This window comes from Bradyrhizobium sp. LTSP849 (assembly GCF_000938255.1).
GTDB lineage: Bacteria > Pseudomonadota > Alphaproteobacteria > Rhizobiales > Xanthobacteraceae > Bradyrhizobium.
The window spans coordinates 12,273-39,110 of sequence record NZ_JYMR01000039.1 but is presented as its reverse complement, the minus strand read 5'-3'; the positions used below and the strand labels follow the sequence as shown (position 1 = coordinate 39,110).

The 26,838-nt window shown below is 64.6% G+C and carries 30 protein-coding genes and 1 pseudogene; 9 read left to right on the top strand and 22 right to left on the bottom strand.

The window, feature by feature from the left end:
- Nucleotides 1–444: a VOC family protein gene (locus UB31_RS23715; RefSeq protein ID WP_045012694.1), complete on the top strand. Its 444-nt coding sequence runs from the start codon at nt 1–3 to the stop codon at nt 442–444.
- Here the strand turns inward: UB31_RS23715 and UB31_RS23710 are convergent.
- Both UB31_RS23710 and UB31_RS23705 read right to left on the bottom strand, forming a co-directional pair.
- Nucleotides 441–1,232, bottom strand: coding sequence for a bestrophin-like domain (locus UB31_RS23710; RefSeq protein WP_045012629.1), 792 nt, complete (start codon nt 1,230–1,232; stop codon nt 441–443). The two genes, UB31_RS23715 and UB31_RS23710, sit on opposite strands and share 4 nt — an antisense overlap.
- 32 nt (nt 1,233–1,264) lie before the next feature.
- On the bottom strand, nt 1,265–2,056 hold the full coding sequence (locus UB31_RS23705; protein WP_082078605.1) for an alpha/beta fold hydrolase: 792 nt from the start codon (nt 2,054–2,056) through the stop codon (nt 1,265–1,267).
- A 47-nt stretch (nt 2,057–2,103) separates the two neighbouring features.
- Here UB31_RS23705 and UB31_RS23700 point away from each other — a divergent pair, with 47 nt between their 5' ends.
- Nucleotides 2,104–2,511, top strand: coding sequence for a MarR family winged helix-turn-helix transcriptional regulator (locus UB31_RS23700; protein ID WP_045012628.1), 408 nt, complete (start codon nt 2,104–2,106; stop codon nt 2,509–2,511).
- A 54-nt stretch (nt 2,512–2,565) separates the two neighbouring features.
- Here UB31_RS23700 and UB31_RS23695 read toward each other — a convergent pair whose 3' ends face one another.
- Nucleotides 2,566–3,039, bottom strand: a complete 474-nt coding sequence (locus tag UB31_RS23695) for a nuclear transport factor 2 family protein (RefSeq protein ID WP_045012627.1) — start codon at nt 3,037–3,039, stop codon at nt 2,566–2,568.
- A gap of 97 nt (nt 3,040–3,136) precedes the next feature.
- On the opposite strand from UB31_RS23695, the gene UB31_RS23690 reads away from it, so the two are divergent.
- Nucleotides 3,137–3,580, top strand: a complete 444-nt coding sequence (locus tag UB31_RS23690; protein ID WP_197090851.1) for an RrF2 family transcriptional regulator — start codon at nt 3,137–3,139, stop codon at nt 3,578–3,580.
- A 5-nt stretch (nt 3,581–3,585) separates the two neighbouring features.
- Here the strand turns inward: UB31_RS23690 and UB31_RS23685 are convergent, their stop codons facing one another.
- Nucleotides 3,586–4,581 (bottom strand): zinc-dependent alcohol dehydrogenase family protein, encoded by a 996-nt coding sequence (locus tag UB31_RS23685; RefSeq protein WP_045012626.1) that lies wholly within the window; start codon nt 4,579–4,581, stop codon nt 3,586–3,588.
- Nucleotides 4,582–4,715: 134 nt separating this feature from the next.
- Between UB31_RS23685 and UB31_RS23680 the strand changes: the two genes are divergently transcribed.
- On the top strand, nt 4,716–5,621 hold the full coding sequence (locus tag UB31_RS23680) for a LysR family transcriptional regulator (RefSeq protein ID WP_197090850.1): 906 nt from the start codon (nt 4,716–4,718) through the stop codon (nt 5,619–5,621).
- Between the two features lie 90 nt (nt 5,622–5,711).
- Here UB31_RS23680 and UB31_RS42950 read toward each other — a convergent pair.
- Nucleotides 5,712–5,837: pseudogene (locus tag UB31_RS42950) on the bottom strand (hypothetical protein); the annotation flags it as partial.
- A 113-nt stretch (nt 5,838–5,950) separates the two neighbouring features.
- Between UB31_RS42950 and UB31_RS42635 the strand changes: the two are divergent.
- Nucleotides 5,951–6,070, top strand: coding sequence for a zinc-binding dehydrogenase (locus UB31_RS42635; RefSeq protein WP_082078604.1), 120 nt, complete (start codon nt 5,951–5,953; stop codon nt 6,068–6,070).
- A gap of 16 nt (nt 6,071–6,086) precedes the next feature.
- On the opposite strand, the gene UB31_RS23675 is transcribed toward UB31_RS42635, so the two are convergent.
- Complete coding sequence (locus tag UB31_RS23675) at nt 6,087–7,055, bottom strand: SDR family NAD(P)-dependent oxidoreductase (protein ID WP_045012691.1); 969 nt, start codon at nt 7,053–7,055, stop codon at nt 6,087–6,089.
- A gap of 136 nt (nt 7,056–7,191) precedes the next feature.
- Between UB31_RS23675 and UB31_RS23670 the strand changes: the two genes are divergently transcribed.
- Nucleotides 7,192–7,776: a TetR/AcrR family transcriptional regulator gene (locus tag UB31_RS23670; RefSeq protein ID WP_045012624.1), complete on the top strand. Its 585-nt coding sequence runs from the start codon at nt 7,192–7,194 to the stop codon at nt 7,774–7,776.
- Nucleotides 7,777–7,868: 92 nt separating this feature from the next.
- Here the strand turns inward: UB31_RS23670 and radC are convergent, their stop codons facing one another.
- The 4 genes from radC to UB31_RS23650 all read right to left on the bottom strand — a co-directional run bounded on the left by radC (nt 7,869) and on the right by UB31_RS23650 (nt 11,199).
- The gene (gene radC, locus UB31_RS23665; protein ID WP_045012623.1) at nt 7,869–8,582 is read right to left on the bottom strand and encodes a RadC family protein; all 714 of its coding nucleotides are present in this window, start codon (nt 8,580–8,582) and stop codon (nt 7,869–7,871) included.
- Nucleotides 8,583–8,683: 101 nt separating this feature from the next.
- Nucleotides 8,684–9,070 (bottom strand): VOC family protein, encoded by a 387-nt coding sequence (locus tag UB31_RS23660; RefSeq protein ID WP_045012622.1) that lies wholly within the window; start codon nt 9,068–9,070, stop codon nt 8,684–8,686.
- A 259-nt stretch (nt 9,071–9,329) separates the two neighbouring features.
- Nucleotides 9,330–10,178 carry an intradiol ring-cleavage dioxygenase gene (locus UB31_RS23655; RefSeq protein WP_045012621.1) on the bottom strand — a complete coding sequence of 283 codons (849 nt, stop codon included), beginning with the start codon at nt 10,176–10,178 and terminating at the stop codon, nt 9,330–9,332.
- Nucleotides 10,179–10,257: 79 nt separating this feature from the next.
- On the bottom strand, nt 10,258–11,199 hold the full coding sequence (locus UB31_RS23650) for a DMT family transporter (protein WP_050044821.1): 942 nt from the start codon (nt 11,197–11,199) through the stop codon (nt 10,258–10,260).
- A 133-nt stretch (nt 11,200–11,332) separates the two neighbouring features.
- Here UB31_RS23650 and UB31_RS23645 point away from each other — a divergent pair, with 133 nt between their 5' ends.
- Complete coding sequence (locus UB31_RS23645; RefSeq protein WP_045012619.1) at nt 11,333–11,929, top strand: bifunctional transcriptional activator/DNA repair enzyme AdaA; 597 nt, start codon at nt 11,333–11,335, stop codon at nt 11,927–11,929.
- A gap of 71 nt (nt 11,930–12,000) precedes the next feature.
- Here UB31_RS23645 and map read toward each other — a convergent pair whose 3' ends face one another.
- Both map and UB31_RS23635 read right to left on the bottom strand, forming a co-directional pair.
- Nucleotides 12,001–12,819 carry a type I methionyl aminopeptidase gene (gene map, locus UB31_RS23640; protein ID WP_045001739.1) on the bottom strand — a complete coding sequence of 273 codons (819 nt, stop codon included), beginning with the start codon at nt 12,817–12,819 and terminating at the stop codon, nt 12,001–12,003.
- A 183-nt stretch (nt 12,820–13,002) separates the two neighbouring features.
- Nucleotides 13,003–14,319, bottom strand: coding sequence for a mechanosensitive ion channel family protein (locus UB31_RS23635; protein WP_045012618.1), 1,317 nt, complete (start codon nt 14,317–14,319; stop codon nt 13,003–13,005).
- Between the two features lie 232 nt (nt 14,320–14,551).
- Between UB31_RS23635 and UB31_RS23630 the strand changes: the two genes are divergently transcribed.
- Nucleotides 14,552–16,345, top strand: a complete 1,794-nt coding sequence (locus UB31_RS23630) for a potassium/proton antiporter (protein WP_045012617.1) — start codon at nt 14,552–14,554, stop codon at nt 16,343–16,345.
- A gap of 169 nt (nt 16,346–16,514) precedes the next feature.
- On the opposite strand, the gene UB31_RS23625 is transcribed toward UB31_RS23630, so the two are convergent.
- From UB31_RS23625 to UB31_RS23605, 5 genes are read right to left on the bottom strand one after another with little or no spacing between them, the layout of a single operon-like run.
- Nucleotides 16,515–17,423 (bottom strand): polysaccharide deacetylase family protein, encoded by a 909-nt coding sequence (locus UB31_RS23625; RefSeq protein WP_045012616.1) that lies wholly within the window; start codon nt 17,421–17,423, stop codon nt 16,515–16,517.
- Between the two features lie 3 nt (nt 17,424–17,426).
- The gene (locus tag UB31_RS23620) at nt 17,427–18,227 is read right to left on the bottom strand and encodes an ABC transporter permease (protein ID WP_245306050.1); all 801 of its coding nucleotides are present in this window, start codon (nt 18,225–18,227) and stop codon (nt 17,427–17,429) included.
- Complete coding sequence (locus tag UB31_RS23615; RefSeq protein WP_045012614.1) at nt 18,224–19,087, bottom strand: ABC transporter permease; 864 nt, start codon at nt 19,085–19,087, stop codon at nt 18,224–18,226. Before UB31_RS23615 ends, UB31_RS23620 begins: the two co-directional genes overlap by 4 nt.
- The gene (locus UB31_RS23610) at nt 19,084–20,163 is read right to left on the bottom strand and encodes an ABC transporter ATP-binding protein (RefSeq protein WP_045012613.1); all 1,080 of its coding nucleotides are present in this window, start codon (nt 20,161–20,163) and stop codon (nt 19,084–19,086) included. Before UB31_RS23610 ends, UB31_RS23615 begins: the two co-directional genes overlap by 4 nt.
- Complete coding sequence (locus tag UB31_RS23605) at nt 20,160–21,194, bottom strand: extracellular solute-binding protein (protein ID WP_045001728.1); 1,035 nt, start codon at nt 21,192–21,194, stop codon at nt 20,160–20,162. The genes UB31_RS23610 and UB31_RS23605 overlap by 4 nt, the downstream gene beginning before the upstream one ends.
- A 197-nt stretch (nt 21,195–21,391) precedes the next feature.
- Between UB31_RS23605 and UB31_RS23600 the strand changes: the two genes are divergently transcribed.
- A complete protein-coding gene (locus UB31_RS23600; RefSeq protein ID WP_045001727.1) occupies nt 21,392–22,132 on the top strand; it encodes a GntR family transcriptional regulator in 741 nt (246 codons plus the stop codon).
- 196 nt (nt 22,133–22,328) lie between these two features.
- Here the strand turns inward: UB31_RS23600 and modC are convergent, their stop codons facing one another.
- The 5 genes from modC to mepA form a co-directional block, all read right to left on the bottom strand.
- The gene (modC, locus tag UB31_RS23595; RefSeq protein ID WP_045001726.1) at nt 22,329–22,991 is read right to left on the bottom strand and encodes a molybdenum ABC transporter ATP-binding protein; all 663 of its coding nucleotides are present in this window, start codon (nt 22,989–22,991) and stop codon (nt 22,329–22,331) included.
- Nucleotides 22,992–22,993: 2 nt separating this feature from the next.
- Nucleotides 22,994–23,689, bottom strand: coding sequence for a molybdate ABC transporter permease subunit (gene modB / locus UB31_RS23590; protein ID WP_045012612.1), 696 nt, complete (start codon nt 23,687–23,689; stop codon nt 22,994–22,996).
- Nucleotides 23,690–23,702: 13 nt separating this feature from the next.
- A complete protein-coding gene (gene modA, locus UB31_RS23585) occupies nt 23,703–24,488 on the bottom strand; it encodes a molybdate ABC transporter substrate-binding protein (protein WP_045012611.1) in 786 nt (261 codons plus the stop codon).
- Between the two features lie 194 nt (nt 24,489–24,682).
- On the bottom strand, nt 24,683–25,186 hold the full coding sequence (locus tag UB31_RS23580) for a hypothetical protein (protein WP_045012610.1): 504 nt from the start codon (nt 25,184–25,186) through the stop codon (nt 24,683–24,685).
- Between the two features lie 315 nt (nt 25,187–25,501).
- Complete coding sequence (gene mepA / locus UB31_RS23575) at nt 25,502–26,446, bottom strand: penicillin-insensitive murein endopeptidase (RefSeq protein WP_045012690.1); 945 nt, start codon at nt 26,444–26,446, stop codon at nt 25,502–25,504.
- Between the last annotated feature and the right edge of the window lie 392 nt (nt 26,447–26,838).

Below are 26,838 nucleotides of genomic sequence, written 5' to 3'. Positions count from 1 at the left end.
ATGCAGATGTCGAACTATCTCTTCTTCACGACCCAGTGCGAGGCTGCACTCGCCTTCTACACCGCCTGCGGCCTCGGCGAGGTGACCGAGATCAAGCGCCACGGCGAAGCCGGGCCGCCGTTGAAGAACGCCGCGATGCAGGGCAAGGTCATGCATGCGAAGTTCGAAGGTCCGGGCCTCCGGTTCTATGCATCGGACAATGACGATGCCGAACCGATGCGCGGCTCAGCGCACATCCTGATGATGAACGGCACACAGGCGACGACGGACCTGTTCGCGCGCCTCGCCGAAGGCGGCATCATCACCACGCCGCTCGGCATCCAGCCCTGGGGCGACTATTACGGCAAGCTGACCGATCGCTTCGGCGTGCAATGGATGCTCAACTGCGCGCTTCCGGCGCGGGCGGAGCACGAAAGCCTGGTCGCCAACGGCCGGCGCAGCTAGGTTCGTCCCGCCGCTGCCTCCGGCATGATCTGGCGCAGCGGCTCCGGCGAGATGGAGATATGGCCCGTAAACGGCCGGTCGTGCGCGGCGATCAGCAGGGCCGAGGTGGCGACGCCGGTTGCGAACAGCGCCATCGCGATTGCAGATCCCAGGCGGTTGTCGCAATGAACGAAGCCGATCACCAAGAGCTCGCATAAGGCCTGGAGATACAGGCACCACCATTTCACCGAATTCACCGCGGCGAGGCTGACGATGATCCGCTGCCGCCGCGCATCCAGCGCCTGCTCCAGCGCGGCGAGGATCTCGCGCTGCATGGTCTCCTGAGCCCGCCCTTGCGGCGTCATCGCGATGACGAGCTGTAAGGCTTCGGCCAGCGCCGGCGGCGTCACCTTCAGCGACGCCTCCTGATGCGCCATCATCGGCCATTCCACCGCGACAGCCTGCCCGACATAGTCGCGCACAAGGGAGCGTAGCTTGGTCTCCTGCTCGGGCGGCAGCCCTGCGGCCAGCAGCACGGCGCTGCGCAGCGCGCTGGCCTCGCGGCTCACTGCGGCGCCGGCGCGGTCGCTGTCACCCCAGACCTGCGCCGCGGTGAAGGCGACGAACAGGCCGAAGATGATGCCGAGCACCGGCAGCATGCCCGGCGAGATCGCCTTCAGCGATTTCGCACGCTCCTCCGTCGCGACCAGCGCGACGAAGGCGAACACGGTCGCGGCCAGAAGATAAGTGAAACCAAAGATCACCAGCGCCATCGCGGGCACCGGCAAATTGTGCAGCCAATCGCTCATGCCGTTCCTGCTACGTGATTCGCCGACTTAAATCAGCGGCATCCCGCGCAGCGCTCGGCGAAGGCGCTGATCAGGCGCTCGACGTCCGCTAACTGCTCGATCTGAGGGAAGTGGCCGGCCGCGGCCACGGTCGCATAGCGTGATTGGGGAATGCTGGAAGCCAGCACGCGGCCATAATCAGGACTGACGATGCGGTCGCTTTCGCCCCAGATGACCAGCGTCGGGATCGGCATCTTCGCCAGCCGCGCGCGCAGCGTCGGCTCGTGCATGAAGGGCTCGCCCGCATAGATGCACAGGGCCTTATGGTTGTCCAGCATCGCGGCCGCCGCTTCCGGCGTCGACGGCGAGACGGCGAATTTCTGCGGATCGTGGAATGCAAGTGCGGCGCGCTCCACCGGAGCCACGGCGGTGGGATCGACGATCGACAGTTCGGGCTTGCCGGCGTCGATCCCCACGGAATTGATCAAGACCGCACCCGCGAGCCTCGGCGACAGGCGCAGCGCCATCTCGGCCGCGATCCAACCGCCCACCGAGTTGCCAACCAGCACGACATCCTTCAGGTCCAATCGCTCGATCAACAATAAATAGGCCAGCACCAGGTCGTCGATCCGGCCGAAGCGTTCCGGCCGCGGCGCGCCATTGAAGCCCGGATGGGTCGGCGTGATCGTACGTGCCTTCGTCGAAAGGGATTCGGCCAGTCCATACATCGAGGCCGGGCCCGCTCCGCCATGCAGCAGCAGAAAGGACCGCCCGGCGCCCGCATCGGCAAAGGCCAGCTGCAGCGTGTCCGCGAACAGCTCGACGGTGTGATGTGCGATAGCCATCTTCAACTCCGATTGACATATCAATATATTTATATAAACATATTGATATGCGATACGCAATCGAAGATGTTGGCCTGCTCATCAAGCGGGCCCAGCACCGCCATCACCGTGAAATCGACGCCAGCCTCGCCACCATCGGCGTCAGCCTCGTGCAATGGAGCGCTCTTCGGGAGATCGACCGGAATCCCGGTGCCTCCATGCATCGGCTGGCCGAACTGAGCTTTAATTCCGATCAAGCGTTTGGCACGCTGATGGCCCGCTTGCTGCGCATTGGGTTGATCGAAAGGCTTCAGGGGCCGGGACGCGTGGCCCATCATCGGTTGACACCGAATGGGACCGATCTTCTGCGCAAGGGGCGCAGACTGGTGACGAAGGTGCTTGCCTCGTCGTTCGCATCTCTGGACGAAGAAGAGCGGGATGCGCTCGGCACGCTCCTCGCCAAACTGCTGGCCTGAAAATCTTCGCGTGACAGGCCTTAGCTCTATGAGAAACGCCCTCTATTGCTTCTCCTAGAAGGCGTACGGGATGTCGTGATAGACGCGGTGGTGCGCTATCATCCAACGTCCATCGACTTTCTTCAGAGTCGGCCGGTAGTAGCCACTCTCGATCGGGATGATGGTTCCTTGCGCGCCAAAAGCCCCTGCCGGCCAACCGCCTTCAGGCTTCTCTGCGCCGACGACGTTGAACACCACAAATTGGACGTCGAGCGTCGCGGTGTCGCCCGTCACTTCGATGATCGGGTCGTGGGTGGTGTGATGGCTCCATCCCCGTGGCGGATGCGGCTTCATCAACATGGTAACGGCGTCGCCGATCGCTTTCGCCCCGACCAACTCGCCAAGACGCTCAGCTGTGCCTGCGTTGTTGTAGAAAATCTCGGTCTTACCTTCGGGCAGGAAGATCTTGCTCATTGCCGCTCCGTCTCGGTGGTCGGCTGCCCGGACGTATCGCGCCATCACTTCCTGGATTTCACGTTGATCGGACATGGAAGGTCTCCTTGAGTTAATATGGTCCTATGATGGATACATATATCGCGCTTGATATGCAATAATAAAAGATACATATTTGGCCAACTGAGAGCAGATGATGATCGATGTCCGTTTCCCGACTGCCTTGCAGATGATGCTCAGCCTGGCGCTGGCTCAGGCCGAAGGCGTCGAACGGTTAAGCTCCGCTGAGTTGGCTGAGGGGGTCGACTCCAATCCAACATTCGTCAGGCGATTGTTGGTGCCCCTGATGCAGGCGGGTCTGGTTCGTTCGACCATGGGACGAGACGGGGGTGTGAGCCTCGGCGTCGACGCCGCCGCGATCACGCTCGGCGAAATCTACAAGGCGACACTGGGGGACAAGAAGCTATGGACCGGCCGTAGCGATATCCCCCATCGGTGCCTCGTCAGTTGCAATGTCGAACGATTCTTTGGGGACCTGGCCGACGAGGTCGATGAGTCGGTGTTGCGTTTGTTGAGCAAGCGGACGCTGGCTGATGCCCTCTTGGAACTTCGCACCCTCGACGCGGAGCGCGTCTAGGAAGATCAGTGCTCAATGACGACTTTGCCAACGACATTGCGCGCGCCGAAGTGCGTGTTGGCCGTTTTGGCGTCGTCGAATGCATGGACGCTATCGATGACCGGCCGAATGCCATGCTGTTCCATCGCCCTGCACATGTCCTCAAGGTCTCGGCGGCTTCCAACTGTCACCGCGCGAAAGCCGACCCGGCTCCTGAACATGGTCATGAAGTCGACGCCACCTTCATACCCCGCCAGGATGCCGACGATGGAGATTTCCGCTCCAATCGCGGAGGCCTTCATCGACTGGGGCAGAGTCGCGGGGCCGCCCACCTCGACAACGCGATCGACGCCGCGGCCGTTGGTGAGTTCGCGGACCGCGTCACCCCACTCGGGCGTCGCATTGTAATTGATGACATCGTGCGCGCCGAGTCTGCGAAGCATCTCGGCCTTCTCATGGCTGGAGGTCGTCGAAATCACCCTGGCGCCAAGCGCAACAGCCAGCTGTACTGCGAACAGTGACACGCCACCGGTGCCCTGAGTGAGCACCAGATCGCCGGCGCGAACGCCGGCAAGTGCCGACCAGGCCGTCACCGCGGCGCAGGACAACGTAGCGCCTTCCTCGAAGCTCATGTGAGATGGCATGGGAACGAGGCTCTCCGCATTGACCACCTTGTATTCCGTCAGCCAGCCGTCGTGATCGATGACCCACTGCTCGGGTGGCGTGTTCAGCGTTCCGCCAAACCAGTTGGGCAGGAAGCAATTGACGACCTTGTCGCCGACCCGGAAGCGCTTGACGCCTTCGCCGAGCGCTTCGATTTCGCCGGCGCCATCCGACAACGGCACGCGGCCAATTTCAATCAGCGGCTGATACTGGCCGGCAAAAATGATCAGATCGCGGAAGTTGAGTGACGACGCCCTGACGCGGACCAGGACTTCACCGCGGCCGGGCTTAGGAAGCTCGCTCTCTTTGATGATCAGGCTGTCGGGCCCGCCAAAACTGTTGATGTGGAATGAACGCATGGATCCTGCTCCTCGACGCGATGCCTTGTGATTTCTGTCTACCGGGAGCATGATTGTTTGATAATCGACCTATATCGGTACAGGCTGTGCAGTCAAACTTTACAATAGACCGAGCGCGTCTGGACGGCGTGGTCATGTTTCTGGCCGTCGCCGAGCTGCGGGGGTTTCGGGCCGCGGCCACGCGTCTTGGGGTGACGCCGTCCGCTGTCAGCCAAGCCATTCGCAACCTTGAGGCTCGGATCGGCTCTCCGCTTTTTGTGCGCACGACCAGAAGCGTAAACCTGACTGAGGCAGGCGAACGGCTTCTCGCGCACGCGCGGCCGGCCGCGGATATGTTGAGCGCCGGCATCGACGCTGCTGGCGGGTTAGGCGATGACGCGCGGGGCAAGCTACGCATCAACGCGCCGCGGCCAGCCCTGCCGTTGCTGATCAACCGCCTGCTGCCCGAGTTTCTGGCTGCCCACCCACTGATCCAGCTCGAGCTCGTTGGCGAGGATCGTCCGATCGATATCGTCGCGGAAGGGTATGACGCGGGCATACGGCTCGGCGATTTCGTTGAAATGGATATGGTCGCCGTTCGCCTGACGCTGGCCGAGCGGTTTGTCGTGGTGGGGACGCCGAGCATCTTCAAGGCGCAGGGCCGGCCGGTCCGCCCCGAAGATTTGCAGCGCTTCCGCTGCATCCTTTATCGGACCGATGCGAGCGGTGCGGACCACTGGCGATTTGTCGTTCAGGGGCGGCCTGTCACCATCGCGGTCACGGGTCCGCTGGTGATCTCCGATGTTGATCTGTGCATCAGGGCGGCACTGCGCGGTGTTGGATTGTTTCGCCTGCCGCGGTCGCTCGTCATACCCTATCTGAATACGGGGGTGCTTGAAACAGTACTCGATGCTTTTGGCGAAGATGTGCCCGGGCTCTCGCTCTATCACCCAAGTCGCAGCCAGGCGCTGCCAAAATTGCGCGCCTTTATCGAGTTTGCGATCACGCGCATGCGTCGTCCCGTGAACGCAACCGACTATCTACCCACGGCAGCGGATTAGCAGGCTTTGAGGCCCGCGCTTGGAGCCAGCCAGCCGACGGCGCATGCGCTCGCGTGATCCGATACGACCGTGGGGTATCGGGCGGGATTGCTATGCATCAATGCAAATCGGTCCGAGAGACGATGCCCGTCTTACCAGCCGCATCCCGCGCAGGCTCGCGTATCCGCTCGTGCCGACGATGATGTGGTCGTGCACGGCGATGCCGAACGGCTTGGCCGCTCGACATCATCAGCCTGCCGAAGAGCATCAAGATCGGCCACGCTAGCTTCTCCGACCATGTGCATACGCTGACGCTGCTGCGCGCGCACGCGGCTCAGCTGTTCGACTGAATCGCGAGCGGCGCCCTGAAGGTCAGGATCGGAGGCGTCTATCCGTTCGCCGAAGCCGCGCGGGCGCATGCGGACGTGGAGAGTCGCGTCACCACCGGCACGCTGCTGCTGATCCCATGACTCTCGCGTCCGCTGGTCAGAATCGCTCGCCGACCAGTTCCTCGCTCTTGGCCCAGAGCGCCTTGGCGTGCTCCGGGTCGAGGGCGTAGGACCTGACGCCGGGGCTCACCGGGCTGATCAGCGCGTCGGTGATCTGCGACACCTGCGAGTTCTCGCAGTAACGGCCCCCGACCTCCTCAGCCGGCGCGACGAAGGCGGCCCAGACCGAGGTCGCGGCTCCCTGAGGAATCGTCTTGAACTGGAAGGGCGGCCGGCCCGCCGCCCCGAGCTGGGCATTGATCTGCGCCACGAGATTTTCAAGCTCGCCAGGCGCCATGTGACGGTCAAGCTCGGTCTGGATCCCACCCGGATGCAGCGCGATCGCCCGCACCCCACGCGCCTTGTGTCGCTGGTCGAACTCCACCGCGAACAGGATGTTGGCGGTCTTGGACCGGCCATAGGCGATCATCGGGTCGTAGGGCGTGCGCTCGAAATTGGGATCGTCGAGGTCGACGTCCGAATAGCGGTGACCGGAGGAGGCGACGTTCACCAGCCGTCCACCCGGGACGATCAGCGATGCGATGCGGTTCGCCAGCACGAAATGGCCGAGATGGTTGGTCCCGAACTGCGTCTCGAAGCCGTCGGCGGTGTGCCCGAAGGGCGTCCTCATCACACCCGCATTGGCGATCACTGCGTCGAACCGCCGCCCGTCGGCGAGCAAAGCGTCGGCACATGCGCGCACGCTCTCGAGCGAGGCGAGATTCAGCTCCACCATCTCAAAGCCACCGCCATTCGCCGCCTGCGCACGGACCTCGTTCGTCGCCCGCTCCGCCTTGGCAAGATCGCGCGCCGCGCCGACCACCTGGGCCCCGTGCGCCGCCAGCGCGCGCGCCGTCTCCACGCCCAGCCCGGCCGATACGCCGGTGATGAGTACGCGCTTTCCGCTGAGATCGATCCCCGCCAGCACATCATCGGTGGTGGACGTCGCTCCGAAGCCGTTGGTCATGACAAACTCCTTCATCTTTGGGCACAGCTCTCCCCCGGCGGCAAACCATTGTCTGCCAACGACTTTTGACATAAGAGGAGAGCGTCTCCGTTTTAAATACGGAGACGCTCTCCGTTTATCAAGGGGTATTTTCGGATTGGTTGATGAGGCGAAAGTCACCACCGCCCGCAAGCCGCGCGCCGATGCGCAGCGGAACCGCATCCTCTTGCTCGAAACCGCGAAGGCCGCCTTCGCTGAAAAAGGGCCTGGGGCCAGTCTCGACGAGATCGCGCGGACCGCGGGTGTAGGGGCCGGGACTCTCTACCGTCATTTTCCGACCCGCGACGCGCTGATCGAAGCGGTCTACCGCAATGAGACAGAACAGCTTGTTGCAGCCGCTACGCGGTTAGCCGAGTCGCATTCTCCGACGGGTGCTTTGCGCGAATGGTTGCTGTTGTTCGTGGATTATATGGCCGCCAAGCAGGGAATGTCCGAGGCGCTCAATTCGATCGTCGGCGGCACGTCCGAGCTGTACTCGGCGTCCGCGGAACAAATGAAGCGCGCAATTGGAAAGCTGATCGATCGTGCGGTCGCGAGCGGCGACATCCGTCTGGATCTTGAACCGCTCGACCTGCTGCGCGCGCTGGCCGGCGTTGCGAATGTAAGTTCGGGACCGGTTGGTAAGCAGGCCGCGAAGCGTATGGTCGACATCCTGATCGCGGGCGTCCAGAACAAGACGTGAGTCGTATCGTCGCTCCCGATCGACCGCTGAATGCCGAGCCTGCTCAGCCGAGCGACAGCGCCCCCGCGGCGCCTCTTGTCATTCTACGCCCCTCAAATCAGCCGCATCCCCTTCAAGCTCGCATGCCCGTTCCTGCCGACGATGATGTGGTCGTGCACGGCGATGCCGAGCGGCTTTGCGATGTCGATGATGGCCTTGGTCATCTGGATGTCGGCCTGCGAGGGCGAGGGATCGCCCGAGGGATGATTGTGGACGAGGATCAGCGCGGTCGCGGATAGCTCCAGCGCGCGCTTGATCACCTCGCGCGGATAGACCGGGGTGTGGTCGACGGTGCCGGTCTGCTGCACCTCGTCGGCGATGAGCTGGTTGCGCTTGTCGAGGAAAAGCAGACGAAACTGCTCCTTGTCGGCAAAGGCCATGCTGGTGCGGCAATAGGCGATCACCTCGTTCCACGACGACAGCGCGTTGCGGCTGTTGACCTCGCCCTTGGCGACGCGGTGCGCTGCTGCCGCAATCAGCTTGAGCTGGTTGATCGCGGCCTCGCCCACGCCGTCGACCTCGCGCAGCCGTGCCACCGGCGCGTGGACGACCTCGGCGAACGAACCGAAGGTCTTGATCAGCGTCTTCGCCAGCGGTTTGGTGTCGCGCCGCGGCAGCGCCGGAAACAGCGCCATCTCCAGCAGCTCGTAATCGCTGAGCGCGTCCGCACCCGCACTGTAGAAGCGCTCGCGCAGCCGCTCGCGATGGCCGAGATAATGCGGCGTGTCCTCAGGCTTGCTGTTGTCGAGGTCGGTTTTGGTCGGCATCGCCCACAACCATGCCGGACGGTGCGCGTTTTGCAACCACGAAGTGTCGTGATCTCCGGCGGCCGGTCTCGCAACCGGCCGCCGGAATGTCCGTCGGCTGCCTACGAGGCAAGTCCGCCCGGCGGGGTGCAGACCTCGATCAGGACATTGCCCGGCGCGACGCAATAGAAGTGCGGGACGCGCGCGCCGCCGCCACGGTCCATGAACGCGATCTTGCTCGGGTTCAGGTCTGCAGTCGACAATTCCGCGTGCTTGGCCTCCACCTCGCTCGCCTCGTCATAATAGAAGCCGATATGGAAATTGGCCGGATAGTCGGCCGGCTCGCCTGTCTTGCCGCGCATCAATGTCAGGACGAAATCCTGCTTGTTGCGCAAGACGACAAGCGCTTCGCCGCGGGCCGCATAGGGCGCGAAGCCGAAGAAGCGCTGGAAGAAGGCGGCGAGGGCCGCCACGTCTGACGTCGCGAGGTTGAGATGTTGTAGTCGCATGTGTGCTCTCCGTTCAGGGTGAAGGAACGGACGGAGCTGGATTCCACGCTATGCGGCGGCCGAAATAGTACAGTGACATGACCCGCCGAGCAGCGTGACGATCGCGTCACTCTGTCCGGCCGTGGGTCCTACCGTGGAGACGGTGGCAGAATTCCTGACATCAGGAACAGGCCGGGCTTACCAATCCGGCCATGCCTTTTTCGGCGCGGTCTGAATAGCAAAGATCGCCAGCATCGGCAACGTCACGCTACCCTCAACGCTAGCGTTTCAATCCCGGCACCAGCGCGGCCAGCCGATCCCTGATCGGGCGGCCGGACATCGGACCGCCCATGCCCAAGGGCGGCGGACCCGGCGGCGGACCGCCGCGCATCCCCGGCGGAGGCGGCGGCGGACCGGCGCGCCCGATCGTCGCATCGGCGCGGCGGTCAACGCCGAGCGTCAGCGTCGCAACATAGCGATCGCGCTCCTCCTTGACCGCGCAGAAGGCGCGGTGGTCCGGGTCGGAGCGTTCGATGACGTGGTCGTTGGCGTTGATCACCATGCGCTGCCGCGCGCGGTCGCCGTAATCGGGCACATTGGTGTAGATGAACTCGTTCAGTGCGTCCGGCAGGAAGGTCTGCCCGGTCAGCACGGTGCGATCGCTCAAGAACACCTTGAAATGGATGTGCGTGGTGCGGCCGTCATACCAGCCGGGATAGATCGTGTTGAAATTGACCCAGCCGGAATCGTCTGTCGCCTGCGTGCCGCGCAGGAACGTGTTGCTGGTCGCATCGATATTGTGCGCATCGCCTTGGCCGGCAAACGCCGAATAAAGCCCCTTGGCGTCACAATGCCAGATGTCGACCCGCGCGCCGTGGATCGCCGTGCACGTGCCGGCCTCGATCACGCGCAGCCGCAAGGCCAGCGGCACGCCCGCCTTGCCCTCGGCGATGTCGGAGCGAACGAGTTTTGGGTCGGAATAAAACGGCCCTTCCTCCGCCTGCGGCGTCAGGATGCAGGCGGGCTCACCGGCAGCGGGCCCGGGCGCCGCCTCCGCACGGGTCTGCAGCAGGCCTGCGGCGCTGGCCGATACGAATCCAAGGAAGCCGCGGCGCGTCGATGGGCTCACCCGATCTCTCCTGCCTGTTTGGGGAGAGATCGTCATCGGTAAACAGGATGGCAAGATCGGGCCGTGAAGGTGACGATAATCAGCCCGGTGGTTTCCCGCTGTGTCGGACCGGCAGCGGCACCGTGACGGCAATCACCCCGGCGACAATGAGCGCCATTCCGGCGAGAACTGACCAGGTAAATTCCTCGCCGAGCCATACGACGCCGAGCGCCACCGCAAATCCGGCGCGCAGATAGCTGCCGCTCGTCGTGCCGAGTGCGCCGAGCGTGCGGATCAGGCGGAAATAGATCACCATTGCGAGCGCCGTGCAGACGACCGCGAGACCGAGGACAGCAATGGTTGCCTGCACCGTTGGCGCCAGCGTCCAAGGCCGCTCGAAGATCGCAGCCATAGGCAGCATCAGGATCGCTGCACAGCTCATGGCGCCGGCTGCTGTGACGATCGCGGGAAGGGAGGAGAACCGCTGTCCCCAGATCGGTGCGAGCGCGTAGCAGAGGCTTGCGCCGAGCACGGCCATTTGCGCCAGCGGCGCCGTCGTGCCGATCCCGGACAGCGCATCGATGCCGATCGTCACCGCGACGCCGGCAAGACCGAGCCCGACGCCGAGGATCCTCTCGCTGCTGATCGTCCGCCGTCCGCGCTCGGTCATCATGGCGATCACGAGCACGAACATCGGCGGGGTGGCATTGAGCACGCCGGCGAGGCCGCTTGCGATGTGCATCTCACCCCAGCTGATCAGTGTGAACGGCAACGCGCTTTGCAGCAGGCCTTGCACGAGGAAGGCCGCCCAGACCGATCGCTTGCGGGGCAGGGAGTGCCCTTGCGCGGCGGCGATCACGATCAGGAGCACTGCCGCGATCGTCACGCGTGCGGCGACCATGGTGAAGGGCGGTATCGTCGCGACCGCGACCTTGATCAGTGTGAACGAACTGCCCCAGATCAGCGAGAGCAGTAACAACAGTCCGATCTCCAGGGATAAGGTGTTCCGTTCCGACATTGCCTGTGATGCCTGCGTGCTCATACGAATCTGCTCCGGGATGCAGCGGCACCATGATCCGGAAGCGACCGCGCAGGCTGGCCGGATTCGGACCTCATCGCCCGATCGAGTCCGATTTCAGCTACTCGGGGCACTGCGATGAAACTACTATCCAGCGATGGCGAAGGTTTTGGCGCAGCCGCAAGCGCTGCCACCGCATCTCGACCGGGACACCTGCGACCGGGCGCGGCTGGCGCACACACGCGCTTTCGACGGCCTGTTCTTCTCCGGGGTTCGCTCGACCCGCATCTACTGCAGGCCGGTCTGTCCGGTTCGCCCGGCCCGCTCGGAGAACGTCACCTTTTACCCGACCGCTGCGGCCGCAGAGCGGGCCGGCTTTCGCCCGTGTCTCCGCTGCCGCCCGGAGACGGCACCGGGGTCTCCGGCATGGATGGGAACGGCCACCACTGTGGCGCGCGGAATGCGCCTGATCAATGCCGGCTTTCTGGATCGTGCCTCCGCGGCGGAGCTGGCGGAGGCTCTTGGCGTCGGATCACGCCATCTCCTGCGTCTGTTCATGCGCCATACTGGCGCGAGCCCGAGCGAGATTGCGGCGACGCGGCGCGTGCAGGAAGCCAAGCGCCTGATCGACGGGACCGATATGACCTTGGCGGAGATCGCCTTCGCCGCCGGGTTCGGCAGCGTTCGCCGCTTCAACGATGCTTTTGCCGCGACCTACAAGCGGCCGCCATCGTCATTCCGCCGGCGGCGATAGGGCATGATCCGGAAAAGTGTGCAGCGGTTTTCCGATAAGATCACGCTCAAACAATCGGTGTCGCGGCGAGATCAGCCGATCTGCTTCTCGCCGTGCCGCTCCGACAGCGTGAAGATCTCGACGCCGGTGGCGGTGACGCCGACCGAGTGCTCGAACTGCGCCGACAGCGAGCGGTCGCGGGTCACCGCGGTCCAGCCGTCGGACAGGATCTTCACGTGCGGCTTGCCGAGATTGATCATCGGCTCGATCGTGAAGAACATGCCGGGCTTGAGCTGCACGCCTTCGCCGGGCCGGCCGATATGGATGATGTTCGGCTCGTCGTGGAACATGCGCCCGAGGCCGTGGCCGCAGAAATCGCGCACCACGCTCATGCCCTGCGGCTCGACAAAACTCTGGATGGCGTGGCCGATGTCGCCGGTGGTGGCACCGGGCTTCACCGCGGCAATGCCGCGCATCAAGGATTCGTACGTCACCTCGATCAGCCGCTCGGCCTTGCGCGCGATCGGGCCGACCGCGTACATCCGGCTGGAATCGCCGTACCAGCCGTCGACGATGAAGGTGACGTCGATGTTGACGATGTCGCCTTCCTTCAGCGGCCGGTCGCCGGGCATGCCGTGGCAGACCACGTGGTTCAGCGAGGTGCAGGTCGAGTAGCGATAGCCGCGATACATCAGCGTCGCCGGATAGGCGCCATGGCTGAAGGCGAACTCGCGGACGAACTCGTCGATGCGCTCGGTCGGCACGCCGGGCCCGACGATGTCGGTGAGCTCATCGAGGCACTTGGCCACCAGCGCGCCTGCCTTGCGCATGCCGGCAAAGGCGCTCGGGCCATGCAGCTTGATCTGTCCGGTCTTGCGCAGGGAGGTATCGTTGGCTTCGACGTAGCTCATGCGGGGCGGTCTTCTGGGCTCGGGCCGATGTCGGCGGAAAGGCTTGATTTCAGGCCCCAATTTAATGATTGCGGGCGTTCGTGCAAGCCAAGCCAGAGCGTTTTCGAGCGAAGTGGGTACCGGTTCGCGTGAAGAAAACGCGTCAAAACAAGAATCCTAACCGCCATGCGCCCGAAAGCCGGCTCAATTCGGGACTTCTACGGTGGTTTCCACCGGCAGCGCGCCGCCGCGGACGCGGATTTCGCGGACGGGGTAGGGAACCCGGATGCCCTCGCGCTTGAAGACGTCCCACAGCGCCAGCATCACGTCGCTCTTGACGTTGTCCATGCCGTCGGGGTCGGCGAGCCAGAGGGTCAGCGAGAACTTCATGCCGGCCTCCGCGAACTCGGTCAGGATGCAGTTCGGCGGCTTGGCTTTCTGCGCGCGGGGATGGGCAGCCGCAGTCTCGATCGCGAGCTTGCAGACCAGCCGCGGGTCGGCGTCGTAATTGGTGCCGAAGAGGATCTTCACCAGCGTGTTCTTGTCGGTATAGGTCCAGTTGACGACCTTCTGCGTCACCAGATCCTCGTTCGGCACCAGGAATTCGCGGCCGTCGCCGGCGGCAACGGAAATATAGCGCGTCTTCATCGCGCTGATGCGCCCGGTATTGTCGCCGATGGTGACGAGGTCGCCCGGCTTCACTGATTTGTCGGCGAGCAGGATGATGCCCGAGATGAAATTGGCGACGATCTTCTGAAGGCCGATACCGATGCCGACGCCGACCGCGCCGGAGAACACCGCGAGCGCCGACAGGTCGATGCCGACCGCGCCGAGCGCGATGACGATCGCAACCGCGAGCAGCCCGATGCGGATGATCTTGACCAGCAGCACCTGGATCGACGGCGTCAGGTCGGAGGCCGAGTTGATCTTGCTCTCGGCGAAATTGCTGGCGATGTTGGTGAGCCAGAACGCGATGATCAAGAGTACGCCCGCCTTGATCACCAGCAGCGGCGTCAGCCGCAAACCGCCGAGCACGATCGCATAGGAGTCGAGCAGGTCGACCGCCGCATCGAGCTGGCCGAGGATGGAGAGCGCCGCGACAAACCACGCCGTGATCGACACCAGCTTGACGATGAATTCGTTGCGCAGGACCGAGGTCACGAGCCGGATCGCGAGCCAGGCCAACCCCAGCTTGGCGGCGACCATCAACAGATAGCTGCGGCTCGGCCAGGTCGCATGGTACATCACGATGCGCGAGATGATCACAAGCAGCGTGAACACCGCCGCCGAGGCGCTGGAGACCATCACGCGGGCGAAGTGCCGAAGCGGCAGCGGCCAGCGCATCGCCAGCGACGTCATGTCGACGCGGTTGCGAACCGTCGCTTCCGCCGCATAAGCGATCCCGGTCGCCGCCAGAATGAGACCAAATTGCAGGTAGAACCAGGGCGAGGAGATTTCCGCCCCGAGACTGCGCGCGGTCGTCTGCACGAACTCCATGAGGTCTTTGAGGTCCATGTCCATCGCAAGGTCTCGTCGGGAAGTGGGCGGATTTGATTCGAGGGAGCCGCAGAATCCCACAAAGGGAGCGGCCGGACCATCGATACACCGGCATGTGATGCGCGTTAAGGCCGCAAAATACGGTCAGATTGCCGCGAGCGGGAGAAAATGGGTTGGCGCGGGAGTGTGCCGACGATAAGGATGCCATTCCAGCGATTTGCCAGCGATTTGCCCGCGATTTGTAACCGGAAGGTGGATGGCCTCTCTCGACTCCGTCAGTATCGCCATTCTGCTCGGCGCCGTCCTGGTGATGGCCGGCATCCTGTCGAGTCTGCTTGCGCTGCGCTTCGGCGCGCCGCTGCTGCTCGTATTCCTTGCGATCGGCATGCTGGCCGGCGATTCCGGCCCCGGCCAGCTCCAGTTCGACGACGTCCGCACCACCTATCTGGTCGGTTCGGTTGCGCTCGCTTTGATCCTGTTCGACGGCGGCTTGCGCACGCGCTTTGCCAGCATCCGCACCGTGCTGGCGCCCTCCGTGGTGCTCGCGACCGTCGGCGTGCTGCTAACGGCGCTGATCACGGCGCCGTTTGCGAAATACGCCCTCGACCTCAATTGGACGGAGGCGCTGCTGGTCGGCGCCGTGGTGGCCTCGACCGACGCCGCCGCGGTGTTCCTGCTGGTCCACACCCAGGGCCTGCGCCTGCGCCCGCGCGTCGGCGCGACGCTGGAGGCAGAATCCGGCACCAACGATCCCTTCGCGATCTTCCTCACCTTGATGCTGGTCGAATACATCTCGCTGGGATCGAGCTCGGCAGCGCATGTGGCGATGGAGTTCGTGCAGGAGGCGGTGCTCGGCGCCATCGTCGGTGTGATCGGCGGACGTCTCGTGGTGCTGGCGCTCAATCAAGTTGCGCTGCCGCAAGGCCTGCACGCGCCTTTCGTGACCACGGCCGCGCTCGTGATCTTCGGCGGCTCGCAGATCATGCACGCCTCAGGCTTCCTCGCGGTCTATCTCGCCGGCATCATCATCGGCAACCGGCCGACGCGCGCGCATAATTCGGTGGTGGCCTTCCTGGATGCGGCGACCTGGCTGGCGCAGATCGTGATGTTCGTCCTGCTTGGCCTTTTGGTCTCGCCGAGCCGGTTGGGATCAAGCGTGCTGCCGGCGGTCGGGGTCGCCTTCGTCCTGATGCTGGTGGCGCGACCGATCGCGGTGTTCGTGTGCCTGGCGCCGTTCCGCTTCAACTGGCGCGAGAAGATCTTCATCGCCTGGACCGGCCTGCGCGGCGCGGTCGCGATCTTCCTGGCGTCGATCCCGATGCTGGTGGGCTTGTCGAAAGCCTATCTCTATTTCGACGTCGCCTTTGTCGTCGTCATCATCTCGCTGCTGCTGCAAGGCTGGACCCTGGCGCCCGCCGCGCGCAAGCTGCACGTGGCGCTGCCGCGCGCCGAGCGCGGCCCGCGCCGCGTCGAGCTTGATCTGCCCGGTCAGCTCGAGCAGCAGCTCGTCGGCTATCCGGTGCGGCCCAAGAGCCTCTATTTCCGCCGCGGCCTGATCCCGTCCTGGTCCAAGCCGACGCTGGTGATCCGCAACGAGAACATTTTGACGCCCGCGGAAGCCGACCCGATCGCGCCCGGCGACTATCTCTACCTGCTGGCGCCGCCGGAAAAGGCCGAGTCACTCGATCGCTTCTTCGTCGACATGCAGCCGAGCTCGGCGCCCGATCCGCATCTGCTCGGCGACTTCATGGTCTCCGGCGAGCACACGCTCGCCGAGCTTGCCGAGATCTACGGCGTGAACGTCGGCGAGGACGAGGGTAAACTGACGCTCGCCGATTGGTTCGACGTCCATCTCGACCGCGCACCGAAGGAAGGCGCCGAGCTCCCGCTGGGCGAGATCGTGCTCGTTGCCCGAAGCATCTCCGGCGGCCGCGTCAACGTCGTCGGCCTGCGCCTGCCGGAAGACGAGGAAACGCCCGCGCCGCTGACGCGCGCGCAGGTGCTGCGGCGCAAGCTTGCGGAGCTGTGGGCCTCGGTGGCTGGGGTTTAGGGCTCGTCGCGATTTGTAGGCCGTTACCACAATCTCGCTGTCATCGCCCGCGAAGGCGGGCGATCCAGTATTCCAGAGGCCGCTGTGGTAGAGCCGAAACGCCGCGGCGTACTGGATGCCCCGCCTTCGCGGGGCATGACACATTTGTGGCGGTGAAGACCAGCGCAACTCACTCCCCCGCCGGCACCACGTCCCGCCAATGCCGCGCAATCGCCGCTCGCGGCGCTATCCACGCCGCGCCGCTGCCGGTGATGTGCGCAAGAACCCGCTCCAGCGCCCCAATCCGTCCGGGCCGTCCGATCATGCGCAGGTGCAATCCGATCGACATCATCTTCGGCGCCGTCTCGCCCTCGCGCTTGAGCCACTCGAACGCATCGATGACATAATCGGCGAAATCGGCGCCGTTGAAGCGCGAGGCGTTGTAATACTGCATGTCGTTGGTGTCGAAGGCATAGGGCAGCACGAGGTGATGCTTGCCGGCGACATCCATGTAGTAGGGCAGGTCGTCATTATAGGCGTCGCTGTCGTAGAGAAAGCCGCCGTCCTCCACCAGTAGCCGGCGCGTGTTTTGCGAGGTCGCCGAGCGCGTGTGCCAGCCGACCGGGCGCTGCCCGGTGACGCGCTCGATCGCTGCCACAGTCTTGGCGATGACTTTGCGTTCGCTCGCTTCATCCATCTCGGCGTGGCTCTGCCAGCGCCAGCCATGGGCCGACACCTCATGGCCGCGCGCGATGGCGTCGCGCGCGAGCTCCGGCGAGCGCTCGACCGCGCGGCCGCAAGAGCTCACGGTGACCTTGACGCCGTGGGCGTCGAACAGATCCATGATCCGCCACCACGCGGCGCGCGTGCCATATTCGAAATGGCTGTCGATGCAGGAATCCGGGCCGTCGAGCCGGTGCACGACCTCGTAGATCGCCTCATTGCCCGCATCACCATCGTTGACCGAGAATTCCGAGCCCTCCTCGAAATTCACCACCAGCGACACCGCGACGCGTGCACCGTTGGGCCAGTGTGGATTGGGTGGCTTGCCGCGGTAGCCGACGAAGTCGCGAGGTAAAGATTTGGGTTCGTTGCTCATGGATCAGTCCGAGGTTCCGGCCATGCGGTGCAGGCCGACGACGCGGTCGCTGACGACCAGCAGGATGACGGTGCCGGCCAGGATGAGGGTGGAGAGCGCCGCGAGCGTCGGATCGGGCGCTTCCTCGATATATTGCAGCATCCGGATCGGCAGCGTCTTGGTGCGGACGTCGGCGAGGAAGATCGAGACCGGATAATTGTCGAACGAGGCCAGGAACGAGAAGAGGCCGGCGATCAGGAACGACGGCGCCAGCGCCGGCACCATCACCCGCAGCACGCCGCCGGGATAGGTACAGCCGAGCGTGCGCGCCGCCTCGATCAGCGTGAAGTCGAACCGCGCGAGCCCGGCGATCATCGTGCGCGCGACATAAGGCAGCGTGATCACGAGATGCGCGACCAGCAGCGTCGCCCACGGCGCGGTGAATCCGATGGCGCGAAAGCCCTGCAACAGCGCGATACCAAGCACCAGGCCCGGCATCATCAGCGGCGAGACCAGAGCGGTCGCAAAGATGCCCGCACCCGGCAGTTTTCCGCGCGCGATCGCGATCGCCGCGAGGGTGCCGCAGACCAGCGAGATCGCGGTCGAGAACAGCGCGATCTGAAGCGACAGCAGCAGCGACGGCCAGAAGCCGTCGAGCCGGCTGATCTTGCCGTACCAGCGCGTCGAAGCACCCGTCAGCGGCAGGTCGAACACCGGCGTCGGCGAGAAGCTTGCGGCCGCGATCACCAGCAGCGGCGCGATCAGGAACAGCGCCAGCGCGATGGCCATCACCCAGCAGACGATGATTGCGGCCCGCGTCATCATTTCGGCTCCCGCGATAGGCGCGCGCTCAGCGCAACGACGGCAATGGCGATGGCCAGCAACACGACGCCGGCCGCGGCGCCGAAGCCCGGCTCGCGTGCGAGCAGATAGGCCTTTGCGATCGTGGTCGCGAGTGTTGGATATTTTTCGCCGATCAGCAGCGTCGGTACCACATAGGCGGAGACCGACAGCGAGAACACCAGCGCCACGCCGGCGATGATGCCGGGCAAGGTCAGCGGCAGGATCACACGGAAGAAAGTTCCGACCGGCGAGGCGCCCAGTGTGGCTGCCGCCTCCGCGTAGCGTGGATCGAGCTGCGCCACGATCGCGTAGATCGGCAGGATCATGAAGGGCAGGAAGATGTTGACGGCGCCGACGATCAACGCGGTCTCGGTAAAGATCATCCGGATCGGGTCTTCGATGATGCCGAGCGCGATCAGCGTCTCGTTGACGATGCCGTCGCTGCGCAACAGGATCGTCCACGCAAACGCCTTGACGATGACGCTGGCCGCAAGCGGCAGGAACAGCGTCGCCAGTAGCACTGAGCGCAAGGCCCCACGCGCGCGCGCCAGCGCGAAGGCGGCCGGGTAGCTGATCAGGAACGCGATCAGTGTGGTCAAAAGCCCGAGCCTCAGCGAATTCCAGATCACGCCGAGATAATAGGGCGTGCCGAGCAGGCGCTTGTAATGGGCAAAAGTCAGCCCGTTGGCATCGACGACGCTGACGCCGAGCAGCAGCACCAGCGGCAGCGCGAACACGCCGGCGATGATGACGAAGGACGGCAGCACGAAACCGATCGCGGCAAGTCGCTCGCGGTCAACCGCGGGCGCCGCGACGGGCGCGGGAAGGGCCGCCTCGGTCATGCCTGCGCCTCCATCGGAAATGCAAAGGTCTCGGTCACCGGCCAGCTCAGGCGGATCTCGTCATGCACGCGCGGGATCGCACCGTCGCGCCCCGAAAGTTCGGCGAGCAGGCTTTCGCCGGCGCCGGCATCGACCTCAACCAGCGTACGCGAGCCCTGGAACACCACGGAGCGGACGCGGCCGGCGGCCGAGTTCGCCTCGCCCTGCTCGCCAAGACGAAGCTGCTCGGGACGCGCCGCGACGATGACGGGAGAGCCCGCCTGGAAATTGCCGAGCGCCGACATGCGGCCGAGCTTGGTCTCGACATCGACCTTGCCGTTGTCAGCCGCGAGCACGGTGCCGGAGATCCGCGTCGACAGCCCGACGAAGTTGAGCGCGAACAGGCTGGCGGGCCGCAAGTAAAGCTCGCGCGGCTCGGCGAGCTGCTCGATGCGCCCCTTGTTCATGACCGCGACGCGGTCGGACATGGTCAGCGCCTCGTCCTGGTCATGGGTGACGAAGATCGCGGTGGCCTTCACGTCCTGGAGCAGGCGGCGCAGCTCGACCTGCATCTCCTCGCGCAGCTTGCGATCGAGCGCCGAAAGCGCCTCGTCGAACAGCAGCACATCAGGCTCGACCGCAATCGCACGCGCCAGCGCCACGCGCTGCTGCTGGCCGCCCGACAGCGCCGAGATGCGGCGACCGCCGAGATGGCCGAGCTTGACCAGCGACAGCGCGCGTTCGACCGCGGCATCGATCTCGCGCTTGGCCGCGCCGCGCACCTTCAGTCCGAACGCGACATTGCCGGCGACGGTGAGATGCGGAAACAGCGCGTAGCTCTGGAACACGACGCCGACATTGCGCTTGTGCGGCGGCACGTTGGTGATGTCGCGCCCGGCGAGCTCGACCTTGCCGGTGTCGGGCTGCGCGAGGCCGGCGATGGCGCGCAGCAACGTGGTCTTGCCGCAGCCGGAGGGGCCGAGCAGCGTGACGAGCTCGCCGCGGCGGATGGTCAGGTCGATATGATCGAGGACCGTCGTCGGCCCGTAACGCTTGGAGACGCCGCGGACGACGAGATGCGGGCTGCTCTCGCTCATGTCATCTCCTTGCTCCAGCGGTCGACCCAGCCGGCGCGGTTTTTTGCAACGAACGCCCAGTCGGGTGCGAACAGCGAGGCCGGATCCGGGAAACCCGCTGGCGTCGGTGTGCCCTTGTTGGTCGGTGCGACAAAAGCCTTGTCGGCGAGGATGGTCTGCGCTTCCGGGCTGAGGAAGAAGTCGATCACGGCGTCCGCGAGATCACCGGCCGGCGCGCCAGCCACCTTCGCAATTCCGGACGGCATGGCGAAGCCGCCGTCCTGCGGCACAGCGAGATCGACCGGTGAGCCGTCGGCCTTGCGGATCAGCGTGTAGGCCGAGAATTGCCCGCCGATCATCCAGGCCTCGCCCTGCTCCATCAAATTGATGGCCTGCGGCGCGTTGGTATAGACGTTGAGTAGGTTCGGCTTCAGCTCCTTCACCTTCTTGAAGGCGGCGTCGATCTCGTACTGCGCCTCCTTGTAGGGTTTGCCGGTTTCGAGATGCGCGGCGGCGAGCAGCGTCCAGAAACCCTCGGTGTTGGAGAGCGACGGCACAATCACCTTGGAAGCGTATTTCGCGTCCCACAGGTCCGCCCATTTCGTTGGCGCTGTCTTCATGCGCTTGGTCGAATAGGCGATGCCGGCCCAGGGCCGCTGATAGTTGGCCCACATTCCGTCCTGGTGCACCGAGTTATCGACGAGCTTGCCGAGATTGGCGATCGACGACGCCGACATCTTGGTGATCAGCCCCTCGGCTGCCGCCGGCAGCATCACCGGATCATCCATGATAACGACGGAGATCTTTGGCGCGGCTTTGTCGGCCTGCATCTTCTGGAGATTGGTCAGCGAATTGGTGCCCTCGTAGAGCACCTTGCAGTCGAGCTTCTTCTCCAGCACCGGAAACAGATCGGCGTTGAAATACTTTGCGGCGCCCGCGGGGCCGCCGATGACGATCTCTTTGGTCGCCGCGCGCAGGCGCGCCGGGGCGGCTAGAGCAGCGGCCAGGGCCGCGCCGGATTTCAGAACGCTGCGTCGGGAGGGGGTGTGCATGGGCATGTCCCGTTTGTTGTGCGTAAAGCTTGCTACGAAGCAGCAGCAAGCGCCATGCCAAATGTGCACATTTTTATAAAGGTAAGTAATTTCAATGTATTGACCGAATCTCGCGTGTCTCGCCTGCGCAGCCGCGTAGAAAATGTGCACATTTTTTGGAGGTGACGCTGCGCATCCTTTGGGCCTAGCTATCGGCCATGGCGACGCAGCGCAGGCGAAATGGCAAGGGAAACGGCAAGGCCAATCCGGCAGAGGACGAGGCGGTCTATCAGGCCATCCTGCATGCGCTGCTGGAGGGCAAGCTGAAGGCGGGGACCAAGCTCGCCGAGCCGCCGCTCGCTGACATCTTTGGCGTGTCGCGCGAGCGCATCCGAAAAGTGCTGCATCGGTTAGGTGCGGAGCGGCGGCTGGAGATGATCCCCAACCGCGGCGCGCGGGTGCCGCGCCCGACGCTCGACGATGTCCGCAGCGTCTACGAGGCTCATCGCGTGCTCGAGGCCGGCGTGTTGACGCAGCTCGTGCGCCACATCGACGATGCCTTGATCGATCGGCTCAACGCCCATCTCGCCGAGGAGCGCGCTGCCGCAACGCGTGGCGACCGCGCTGCTTCGGTGCGGCTGTCCGGTGCGTTCCACGTCCATCTGGTCGAAGCGCTCGGCAACGCCGAGCTCACGCGCTTCCTTGCCGATCTGCTCAGCCGCTCCTCGGTGATGGTCTCAGTCTACGAACCCGCCACCGATTCGATCTGCGCCGTCGACGAGCACGGCGCCATCGTCGAAGCGTTGCGCGCCCGCGATGTCGCGCGTGCCATTGCGGTCTCGCGCGAGCATTTTCTGCATGTGGAGAGCCGGCTGCATCTGGATGATGTGGTGCCGGCGAGCGAGGATTTGGGAAGCGTGTTTGCGGCGGTGAAGCCGAAGCGGCGGAAGGCACGGTAAAGCCCGGCCGTCGTCCCGGCGAAGGCCGGGACCCATAGCCACAGGGAGTAGTTTGACGACGGCTAGTAGTTATCTTTTCGTCGCCGGTACTCAGACTGCCGTTTACCGTTACATCACGCGGTATGGGTCCCGGCCCCCCGTGCGCAATTGCGCACTAGGCCGGGACGACAGCGGAGGTCGGGGCGACCAGCATGCCTCACGTCAGCACCTTAACCCCACCAAACGACGTCACCCGCCCCTGCCTGAGCATCACAATCTGCGTCGCGAGCTGGCGCAGTTCGGCGACGTCGTGGCTGACATAGACCATGGGAATGTTGGCCTCGTCGCGCAGCCGCACCAGATAGGGCAGGATCTCGAGCTTGCGGCCCTCGTCGAGCGCGCCGAGCGGCTCGTCGAGCAGCAGCAGGCGCGGCTTGGACAGCAGAGCGCGTCCGAGCGCAACGCGCTGGCGCTCGCCGCCGGAGAGTTTTCCGGGACGGCGATCGAGCAGGGGGCCGATGTCAAGCAACTCGACGACGCGCTTGTGCTGCGCGGGATCGGACGGCAGACGATTCATCCGCCGTCCATAGTCGAGATTCTGCGCGACGTTGAGATGCGGAAACAGCCGGGCATCCTGGAACACATAGCCGATGCGGCGGCGATAGGTTGGGACATGGATACCCGCCGCGGTGTCGTCGACGGTCTCGCCGTCGATCACGATGGTGCCGCGGTCGGGACGCAAGAGCCCTGCGATCATGTTGATCAGCGAGCTCTTGCCGGCGCCGGACGCACCGAACAGGCCGGTGACGCGGCCCTCGCTTTCGAAGGACGCTTGAAGCGAAAACTCACCGAGCTGTTTTTCGACATCGACCCGCAGCATGGTCAGTTCCCGTGCAAGCGCGCGGTGGCGCGGCGGGCGAACCATTCAGCGGCGATCAACGCGCCGAGCGCGATCACGACCGAGATGATGACGAGCCGGCCCGCGGCTGTATCACCGTCCGGCGTCTGGATCAGCGAATAGATCGCCGAGGAAATCGTCTGGGTCTCGCCGGGAATGTTGGAGACGAAAGTGATGGTGGCGCCGAACTCGCCGATCGCCTTGGCAAAGCCGAGCACCATGCCGGCGAGCACGCCGGGCAGCGCCAAGGGCAGCGTCACCGTGAAGAAGACTTTGAAAGGAGCCGCACCGAGCGTCTCCGCGGCTTGCTCGAGCCTGCGGTCGATCGCCTCGATCGACAGCCGCATCGGGCGCACCAGCAGTGGAAACGACATCACGCCGCAGGCAAGCGCGGCGCCAGTCCAGCGAAACGCGAAGACGATGCCGAGATGGTCGGCGAGGAAGGCGCCCACGAGCCCGCGGCGGCCAAACGTAAGCAAGAGCAGATAGCCGGTGACGACCGGCGGCAGCACCAGCGGCAGATGCACCACCGCATCGAGCACGGCCTTGCCCCAGAAGTCTTTGCGGGCGAGTAGCCACGCCAGCGCAATGCCGAATGGCGTCGCCACCAGCGTTGCGATGACGGCGACCCTGAGCGAGAGCAGGATCGCCGTCCATTCCGCGGGAGAGATATCGAGCATCAAGTCGTAGATATCAGGTTGTGGGGCTGATCAGGAACTTGAAGCCGTATTTTTCCAGAATGGTCTTGGCCGCCGACGTGCGCAGGAAGGCGAGATAGTCGTTGGTCTCGCCCTTCGCGGTCGTGGTCGCCGCTACCGGATAGATGATCGCGGGGTGCGAATCCGCCGGGAAGGTGCCGACGATCTTGACGCCGGGCTCGACCTTGGCGTCGGTGGAATAGACGATGCCGAGGTTGGCCTCGCCGCGCGCCACCAGCGTCAGCGCGGCGCGCACGCTTTCGGCCATGGCGAATTTCGGCTCAGCGGCCTGCCAGGCGCCGAGCTTTTCCAGCGCAGCCTTGGCGTATTTGCCGACCGGCACCGACTTCACGTCCCCGGTCGCGATCTTGCCGTCGCCGGCGAGTTTGGCGAGGTCAAAACCTTGCGCGATGGTGACGTTGTCGATCTTGGAATCCTTCGGCGCGATCAGCACGATGCTGTTGCCGAGCAGATTGACCCGGGTCGGCTCGTTGATGGTCTTCTTGGAGATGGCGTAGTCCATCCAGTCGGTGTCGGCGGAGACGAAGACGTCGGCCGGCGCGCCCTGCTCGATCTGCTTGGCGAGCACCGAGCTCGCGGCATAGCTGACGCTGAACTTGACGCCGGTCTTGGCGGTGTAGGCGGCGTCGATCTCGTCGAGCGCGTTCTTCATCGAGGCGGCCGCGAACACGGTGATGGTCTTGTCCTCGGCGGCGGCAGGCGAGAGGCTCGCGCCCGCGAGGATCACGAAAGCGGTGAAAAGTCCGGCAATACGAAACATGGGGTAGCGCTCCGTGCGAGCCCGCGCGCGAAATCGCACGCGCAACCGGCGTTGGGTGGGATTGCGTTGCGACCGGCGGAAGCGCTGTTCCGCGTGGCCTCGCAACGGCTTACGGCCGGCGAGGATATCGCATCTGCGAAGATAGCAGGCTGGGGCTTGAGGTGAAAGGCGACCGTTTGTCTAACCAACCCGGCCTATTGTGCCGGCAGGATCGCGATTGAGAGCGCATTGTCCTTGGCGCCGCTGATTTGGAGCACGAAGGGCTGCGCCGACAGCTCGTATTTCATGGTCTTGCGGATGCCGTCGCAATCGGTCGCGCCGCTGAAGGCCACGGGTTTGAGGAAATGCCCGTCCTGCACCACGTCGACCCAGGCCCCGGTCGACAGGCTGACCGTGTAGACGCCTGCCTTCGCGGCCTTGATGCTCGTGAAGCCGGCAAAGGTGCCATCCTTCGGCGCGCGCTCGGGCGGCGACGGCAGTTTTGCCTCCTGAGGCGCGACCAGCGCCAGCGTGATGCCAGACGACGGCAGAGCTGCCTGCTCGGCTCCCGATGCCAGCTTGGCACGATCCGGCGCAGTGAGCGCAGCGCGCTCACGTTCGATCGGCCATTTGAATTTGTCACAGCCGCTGGGTTCTTCGGCGGCGAGGGCGGAGGTCGCGCTGAGTGAAAGCACGGCGAGGAAAGTGAGGACGCGCATGTCAGATCTCATCGCTGGCCACGCGAACGACGCGGGCTTGCAGTCAGGTGGTTGAGGAGCGGGATGCGCATCCCGACGAGCCGCTGGCTTACGGCACAGCGGCAAGGTGATCCTAGCGCATTTGGGTGATGCGAACCAACCATCGAGTTCGTTGTCATGGACAAGTGATCTATCCGCTCGTCGTCCCGGCGAAGGCCGGGACCCATAACCACAAGGAGTAGTTTGGCGAAGACTCGGAGTTCGGTACATCGACTTTCCACAATCGATAGACCTCGCGGTATGGGTCCCGGCCTTCGCCGGGACGACGGCGGAGGCCTACGGCTTCGCATCCCCCGCGCGCAGCACGGCCTTACAAGCGGCCGGCATCTGCGCCAGCGTCATCGGCGGATGCGGCTTCGGTGGCTCCGGCGATGGCTTCGGATGCAGCACGCCCTCGCTGAACCAGTAGGCGAAGTCGGAAGCCTTGCAGCCTTCATCCTCGGATTGCGACGGCTGGCCCTGGCATTCGGTGGCGCCCGCTGGGCAGCGCATGCGGATGTGGAAATGATAATCGTGGCCCCACCACGGCCGGATCTTTGACAGCCAGGAGCGGTCGCCCTTGGCTTCGCGGCACAGCGCCTTCTTGATCGCGGGATTGACGAAGATGCGCTGCACCGCTGGCTCCTGCGCCGCGTCGCGCAGCACGAGCACGTGGGCGGGCGTGAACACTTTTGGATCGATGTCGAGGCGGTCGTCGCGCACCATCATCACCGCCGACGTCTCCTCGCGTTCCTCGCGCGAGAGGCGATGGTCCGGCATCGGCGTCAGCCAGATGTCGGCATCCAAACCAATCTGATGGCTGGCATGGCCGGACAATGCTGGCCCGCCGCGCGGCTGGCCGATGTCGCCGACCAGGATGCCGGGCCAGCCCGCATCCTTGTGCGCCTTGGCCGCGAGCCGCTTGATCAGCGCGATCATATCGGGGTGGCCCCAGTTGCGATTGCGCGACAGCCGCATCACCTGCCAATTGTCGCCGTTGAGCGGCATCTGCTCGGCGCCGCCGATGCAGCCCTTCACATACGAGCCGATGACGTGCGCCGGCCCCGTCGAGGGCAACAGTTTTCGCGCGAACAGCTCCTTGGCGCCGATCTTGGGATCGTTCGGATTGGCGAGCGGCGGCAGCGGCTTTGGATTCACGCTGCCCTTGTCCTGCGCCAGCGCGGCGCCGGCGGCCAGGAACGTCATGACAAGCAGGAGAGGGGCGATGCGGCGGGGACTCATGCTGACACCCTTATAGCCCAACACGGCGCCGATGCCGCACGCGATCTTGGTCGATCACGCCCAGGCGCGATCCATGTTTTCGATGAGGTCATCCCAAAGTCGCATGTCGGCAGGCCCGTTTTTAACGGCGCGATAACCCTATGCCGTATTGGCCAAAATTCGTGCGCGGAATGAGGAGCAGGCGCGGTCCGTATACAATCGCGCGCGATTTCGGAAATGATTCAAGGGAACGCGCAATTTTGCGCCAGACCACGCGCCGATTGCGACGAGGGAATGGGTCAGGCGCGCCCGCTCGCGCTGCCGCGCCTCGCAAACAGGCAACAAAGGCCGCTTGATACGGTCTGCAGGACCGGGCCTCCGACGGTCAGCCTGCCGAAGATTACTTTTTTTTC

Coding starts and splice junctions, on each gene's coding strand:
- UB31_RS23715 (WP_045012694.1), top strand. CDS start 1: ATGCAGATGTCGAACTATCTCTTCTTCACGACCCAGTGCGAGGCTGCA.
- UB31_RS23645 (WP_045012619.1), top strand. CDS start 11,333: ATGGCGAAGGTTTTGGCGCAGCCGCAAGCGCTGCCACCGCATCTCGAC.
- UB31_RS23600 (WP_045001727.1), top strand. CDS start 21,392: ATGGCGACGCAGCGCAGGCGAAATGGCAAGGGAAACGGCAAGGCCAAT.
- UB31_RS23705 (WP_082078605.1), bottom strand. CDS start 2,056: ATGGCTATCGCACATCACACCGTCGAGCTGTTCGCGGACACGCTGCAG.
- modC (WP_045001726.1), bottom strand. CDS start 22,991: ATGCTGCGGGTCGATGTCGAAAAACAGCTCGGTGAGTTTTCGCTTCAA.
- UB31_RS23620 (WP_245306050.1), bottom strand. CDS start 18,227: ATGATGACGCGGGCCGCAATCATCGTCTGCTGGGTGATGGCCATCGCG.
- map (WP_045001739.1), bottom strand. CDS start 12,819: ATGAGCTACGTCGAAGCCAACGATACCTCCCTGCGCAAGACCGGACAG.
- UB31_RS23660 (WP_045012622.1), bottom strand. CDS start 9,070: ATGCGACTACAACATCTCAACCTCGCGACGTCAGACGTGGCGGCCCTC.
- UB31_RS23675 (WP_045012691.1), bottom strand. CDS start 7,055: ATGACCAACGGCTTCGGAGCGACGTCCACCACCGATGATGTGCTGGCG.
- UB31_RS23680 (WP_197090850.1), top strand. CDS start 4,716: ATGTTTCTGGCCGTCGCCGAGCTGCGGGGGTTTCGGGCCGCGGCCACG.
- modB (WP_045012612.1), bottom strand. CDS start 23,689: ATGCTCGATATCTCTCCCGCGGAATGGACGGCGATCCTGCTCTCGCTC.
- UB31_RS23615 (WP_045012614.1), bottom strand. CDS start 19,087: ATGACCGAGGCGGCCCTTCCCGCGCCCGTCGCGGCGCCCGCGGTTGAC.
- UB31_RS23650 (WP_050044821.1), bottom strand. CDS start 11,199: ATGAGCACGCAGGCATCACAGGCAATGTCGGAACGGAACACCTTATCC.
- modA (WP_045012611.1), bottom strand. CDS start 24,488: ATGTTTCGTATTGCCGGACTTTTCACCGCTTTCGTGATCCTCGCGGGC.
- UB31_RS23605 (WP_045001728.1), bottom strand. CDS start 21,194: ATGCACACCCCCTCCCGACGCAGCGTTCTGAAATCCGGCGCGGCCCTG.
- UB31_RS23610 (WP_045012613.1), bottom strand. CDS start 20,163: ATGAGCGAGAGCAGCCCGCATCTCGTCGTCCGCGGCGTCTCCAAGCGT.
- UB31_RS23700 (WP_045012628.1), top strand. CDS start 2,104: ATGCGATACGCAATCGAAGATGTTGGCCTGCTCATCAAGCGGGCCCAG.
- UB31_RS23625 (WP_045012616.1), bottom strand. CDS start 17,423: ATGAGCAACGAACCCAAATCTTTACCTCGCGACTTCGTCGGCTACCGC.
- mepA (WP_045012690.1), bottom strand. CDS start 26,446: ATGAGTCCCCGCCGCATCGCCCCTCTCCTGCTTGTCATGACGTTCCTG.
- UB31_RS23710 (WP_045012629.1), bottom strand. CDS start 1,232: ATGAGCGATTGGCTGCACAATTTGCCGGTGCCCGCGATGGCGCTGGTG.
- UB31_RS23580 (WP_045012610.1), bottom strand. CDS start 25,186: ATGCGCGTCCTCACTTTCCTCGCCGTGCTTTCACTCAGCGCGACCTCC.
- UB31_RS23630 (WP_045012617.1), top strand. CDS start 14,552: ATGGCCTCTCTCGACTCCGTCAGTATCGCCATTCTGCTCGGCGCCGTC.
- UB31_RS23635 (WP_045012618.1), bottom strand. CDS start 14,319: ATGGACATGGACCTCAAAGACCTCATGGAGTTCGTGCAGACGACCGCG.
- radC (WP_045012623.1), bottom strand. CDS start 8,582: ATGCCGACCAAAACCGACCTCGACAACAGCAAGCCTGAGGACACGCCG.
- UB31_RS23685 (WP_045012626.1), bottom strand. CDS start 4,581: ATGCGTTCATTCCACATCAACAGTTTTGGCGGGCCCGACAGCCTGATC.
- UB31_RS23695 (WP_045012627.1), bottom strand. CDS start 3,039: ATGTCCGATCAACGTGAAATCCAGGAAGTGATGGCGCGATACGTCCGG.
- UB31_RS23690 (WP_197090851.1), top strand. CDS start 3,137: ATGATGATCGATGTCCGTTTCCCGACTGCCTTGCAGATGATGCTCAGC.